This is a genomic window from Corallococcus llansteffanensis, from assembly GCF_003612055.1.
Classification (GTDB): domain Bacteria; phylum Myxococcota; class Myxococcia; order Myxococcales; family Myxococcaceae; genus Corallococcus; species Corallococcus llansteffanensis.
In genome coordinates, this window is the sequence record NZ_RAWB01000753.1 from 1 (window position 1) to 4056 (window position 4056).

A 4056-nucleotide genomic window follows, 5' to 3' on the forward strand; every position below is an offset into this window, starting at 1 on the left:
CACGCTGCGCACCGGCTTCGTGGAGGTGTCCAAGGCCCGCAGCGACTGGGCCCCCAACCTCCAGCGCCCCATGCCCACCTTCGCCACCCCGCGCCGCGTCCCCCACGGCGTGACGCTCATCGGCCAGCTCTTCGACGAGGGCACCCTGGGCCGCGTGGGCATCGCGCTGGAGCGCGCGTCCGGCGTCGCCGGGGAGCGCCCGCCCGGCTTCTAGGCTCACTTCGATTAATTTGACAGGTCAGTCCAGAATCGTTATGACACGGCCATGGCACGGACGAAAGAATTCGACCGGGACGAGGCCGTGCGGCGGGCCATGACCGTGTTCTGGGAGCAGGGCTACGAGGCCACGTCCACGGACGACCTGCTGCGCGCCATGGGCATCGGGCGCCAGAGCATGTACGACACGTTCGGGGACAAGCACGGCCTCTACCTGGACGCCCTGCGCTGCTACCAGACGGAGTACGGCGCCAACATGGCGGAGTGCCTGCGCTCCCACGCGTCGCCCCTGGCCGCCCTCCGCGAGTTCCTCCTCTCCATCCCCGGCGCCACCCCGAAGGAGCGCGCTCGGGGCTGCCTCACCGTGAATGCCACCACGGAGCTGGCGCACACGGACCCGGAGGTCGCCACGGTGCTCAAGTCCAGCGGCGCGCTGGGCCTGGGCATGCTGGAGCGCATCGTGCGGGAGGCCCAGCACAAGGGGGAGCTCAACTCCAAGCTGGATGCCCGGGTCGCCGCGAGCTTCCTGCTGACCACCATTGGCGGGCTGCGCCTGGGCGCCAAGGCCGGCACCCCGCCCGACACCCTCCGCGCCGTCGTGGACTTCACCCTCTCGGGCCTGAAGGCCCAGTAGCCCCGACCGTCTTCCGCCGAGCCCCGCTCGCCGTCTTCGCACGCCTGTTTCTGGATTAATCAGTCAAGAATAAACCCTGAATGGAGTCACCGCATGTCGATGAATCGCTACTACCTCCTGGGCCGCTCCGGCCTGCGTGTCAGTCCCCTCTCGCTGGGCACGATGACCTTCGGGAAGGACGGGACGTATGGCGGCCTCTGGGGTTCGACGAACGACGTCTCCCGCGCGCTGTTCGACCGGTACCTGGACGCGGGCGGCAACTTCATCGACACGGCGGACCTGTACACGCACGGCACCAGCGAGACGCTGCTGGGGAAGTTCCTGGAGGAGCGGGGCGGGAGGGATCGCGTCGTCCTGACCACCAAGTACACCTACAACAGCACGCACCCAGGCGACCCCAACAGCAGCGGCAACGGCCGCAAGAACATGCTGCGCGCGGTGGAGGCGTCGCTGCGCCGGCTGCGCACGGACTACATCGACCTGTACCTGCTGCACACCTGGGACCGCACCACCCCCGCGGAGGAAGTGGTCCGCACGTTCGATGACCTCGTGCGCGCCGGGAAGATCCGCTACGCCGGCCTGTCCGACGTGCCGGCCTGGTACGCGGCGCGGGCGCAGACCTGGGCGGAGGCCCACGCGCTGACGCCGCTCATCAACCTGCAGCTCCAGTACTCGCTCGTGGAGCGCAACCTGGAGCACGAATTCACGCCGCTGGCGCAGGCGCTGGGCATGGGCATCACCGCCTGGAGCCCGCTGGGCATGGGCCTGCTGTCCGGCAAGTACCGGCCGAGCGAAGGCGGCTTCCAGGGCGAGGGCCGCCTCAGCTCCGCGGTGGGCGGCCAGCAGATGGGCCTCTTCACCGAGCGCAACTGGAAGGTGGTCGCCACGCTGGAGAAGGTCGCGAAGGAGCTGGGCCGGGACATGTCGCAGGTGGCGCTCAACTGGGCGGCGACGCAGCCCGGGGTCGGCTCGGTCATCATCGGCGCGAGCACGATGAAGCAGCTCGACGGCAACCTCGCGGCGCTGGACTTCACCCTCCCCCCGGGGCTGCGCCAGCAACTGGACGAGGTCAGCTCCCCGCCGGTGCCGTTCCCCTACTCCATGTTCAGCCAGCCCCATCAGCTCGACCTGCAGGGCGGTGCCGCGGTGGGTGACAAGCCCACGGGCTACACGGCACCTGTCTTCACCGGGCCGGCCGCGGTCGGCTAGGGCACTTCCGGCTCCTCCCGGAGGGCGGGGCAGGCGACCCGCTCCCGCCCCCCGGGCCGATGGCCGCAAGTGCTTCGCGTCCCAACCTTCCGCCCCTGCCAGAGCAGGGGAGGCTGTATGGGATTGAGCAGGACCAGAGCAGGGCTGGGGTGGATGCTGCTGTTGATGGTGTCGCCCACCGCGCAGGCCTTCGAGGACGCGGACGCGATACGGGTGTTGACCTTCGCCCGTGCGCAGCTCGCGGACACCACGGCGGAGATGCCGAGCGTCAACCGCTCTCCGAAGGCGTCGCTGTCCAACGGCACCTGGACGACGGTGGCCAACACCGACCGCATCGCCTGGACCCAGGGCTTCTTCCCCGGGAGCATGTGGCTCATGTTCCAGGTGGCGAGCGAGCCCGTCTGGCGCGATCGCGCGGACCTGTGGACGCGCCCCCTGGAGGTCCAGAAGACCAACACGGAGACGCACGACCTGGGCTTCAAGATGTACACGAGCTTCGGCGAGGCGTGGAGGCTCACCGGGAACACCTACTACCGCGACGTGCTGCTCACCTCCGCCGACTCGCTGGCCACGCGCTACAACAGCCAGATTGGCATCATCAAATGTTGTGATTGGAACCCGAACTGGAACATCCCGCTCGTCACCGACACGATGGTGGACCTCCAGCTGCTGCTCTGGGCCTCCCAGAACGGCCGGCCCGCGTATCGCGCCATGGCCGTCAACCACGCGCTCAAGACGCTCGCGGACGCGGTGCGCCCTGACGGCAGCTCGTTCCATTACGTGGACTACCGCGCGGACGGCTCCATCCGTTCGCGCGGCACGTTCCAGGGCTACTCCACCACCTCCACCTGGGCGCGCGGCCAGGCGTGGCTCATCTACGGCTACAGCATGGTGTACCGCTACACGAGCGACGCGCGCTTCCTCACCGCGGCGCGCCGGGTGACGGACTACTACCTGGCGAACCTGCCCGCGGACCTCGTGCCCAACTGGGACTTCAACGCGCCCAGCCAGTTCAAGGACTCCTCCGCCGCGGCCATCGTCGCCTCGGCCCTGCTGGAGTTGAGCGGCCTGGAGACCGACGCCACCCGGCGCACGCGCTACCGCACCGCCGCGCTGGGGATGCTGGACTCGCTGGTGTCGCCCGCGTACCTCGCGCAGGGCACCAACAGCCCCGGCCTGCTGTTGCACGGCGTGGGCAACCTGCCCGCGGGCCAGGAGATCGACGTCAGCCTCATCTACGGCGACCACTACTTCCTGGAGGCGCTGCTGCGCTTCAACCCGCGCCCCAACTACCCCTGGTACGCGAAGCTGTCCTTCTCCCGCAGCCAGCACCTGCTGGGCACCACCAACACCGGCACGCGCAACGTGGAGTTCGACCTCACCCCGCTCCGGGACGTCATCGACGGGGGCGTCGTGGGCTGGACGGACTCCTCCACGGAGGTCACCTCCTTCTCGCGCCTGAACCTCGCGGTGCGCCTGAGCACGGACGGCATCTACCAGGCGCGCAACGGCTCGGGCTGGTCGTGGATCCGGCGGATCCCCTACGTGCGCGGCCGGACGGACCACTTCCGCCTGAGCGTGGACCTGGTGGCGAAGCGCTACTCCGTCTGGGTGACCGTCCCCGGGGCCGCGGAGGTGCAGCTCGTGAACAACGTCGCCTTCCGCTCGGATGGGCCCTTCATCAACGACCTGGGCCGCGCCGCGGTCATCGCCACCACGGAGGACAGCGAGTTCCGCGTCAACAGCCACCGCGTGTCGTCGCCCAAGGGTCCCTCGGCCGTGGCGCGCGCGGAGAAGCCGCTGCCGGACGCGCTGTGGGAGCTCCTGGACGTCCCGGAGCCCTTCTCCCTGGAGCCCACGTCGTCCGAGCGCTGACGGCAGGCGCGCGCCACGCCCGGCGGCCCGCCCTGCATGGGGGAGGGCCGCCGGAGGTGCATCGGGCTCCGGGGGCGATTACATCCGCCCGGTGACGAACCTCGACCTGTTCTCCCCACCCC

3 protein-coding genes and 1 pseudogene are annotated in these 4056 nt (G+C 69.7%); all 4 read left to right on the forward strand.

Going from position 1 to position 4056, the window contains the following annotated elements:
• Positions 1–214, forward strand: a pseudogene (locus D7V93_RS39530) (amidase); the annotation flags it as partial.
• A gap of 51 nt (positions 215–265) precedes the next feature.
• Positions 266–850 (forward strand): TetR/AcrR family transcriptional regulator, encoded by a 585-nt coding sequence (locus tag D7V93_RS39535; RefSeq protein WP_120648210.1) that lies wholly within the window; start codon positions 266–268, stop codon positions 848–850.
• Between the two features lie 93 nt (positions 851–943).
• Positions 944–2059: an aldo/keto reductase gene (locus tag D7V93_RS39540; protein ID WP_120648211.1), complete on the forward strand. Its 1116-nt coding sequence runs from the start codon at positions 944–946 to the stop codon at positions 2057–2059.
• A gap of 117 nt (positions 2060–2176) precedes the next feature.
• Positions 2177–3934, forward strand: a complete 1758-nt coding sequence (locus D7V93_RS39545) for a glycoside hydrolase family protein (protein ID WP_120648212.1) — start codon at positions 2177–2179, stop codon at positions 3932–3934.
• Positions 3935–4056: the final 122 nt, after the last annotated feature.

Bases quoted from the DNA above. Each gene is read 5' to 3' on its own strand.
- D7V93_RS39535 (WP_120648210.1), top strand. From the start codon at position 266: ATGGCACGGACGAAAGAATTCGACCGGGACGAGGCCGTGCGGCGGGCC.
- D7V93_RS39545 (WP_120648212.1), top strand. From the start codon at position 2,177: ATGGGATTGAGCAGGACCAGAGCAGGGCTGGGGTGGATGCTGCTGTTG.
- D7V93_RS39540 (WP_120648211.1), top strand. From the start codon at position 944: ATGTCGATGAATCGCTACTACCTCCTGGGCCGCTCCGGCCTGCGTGTC.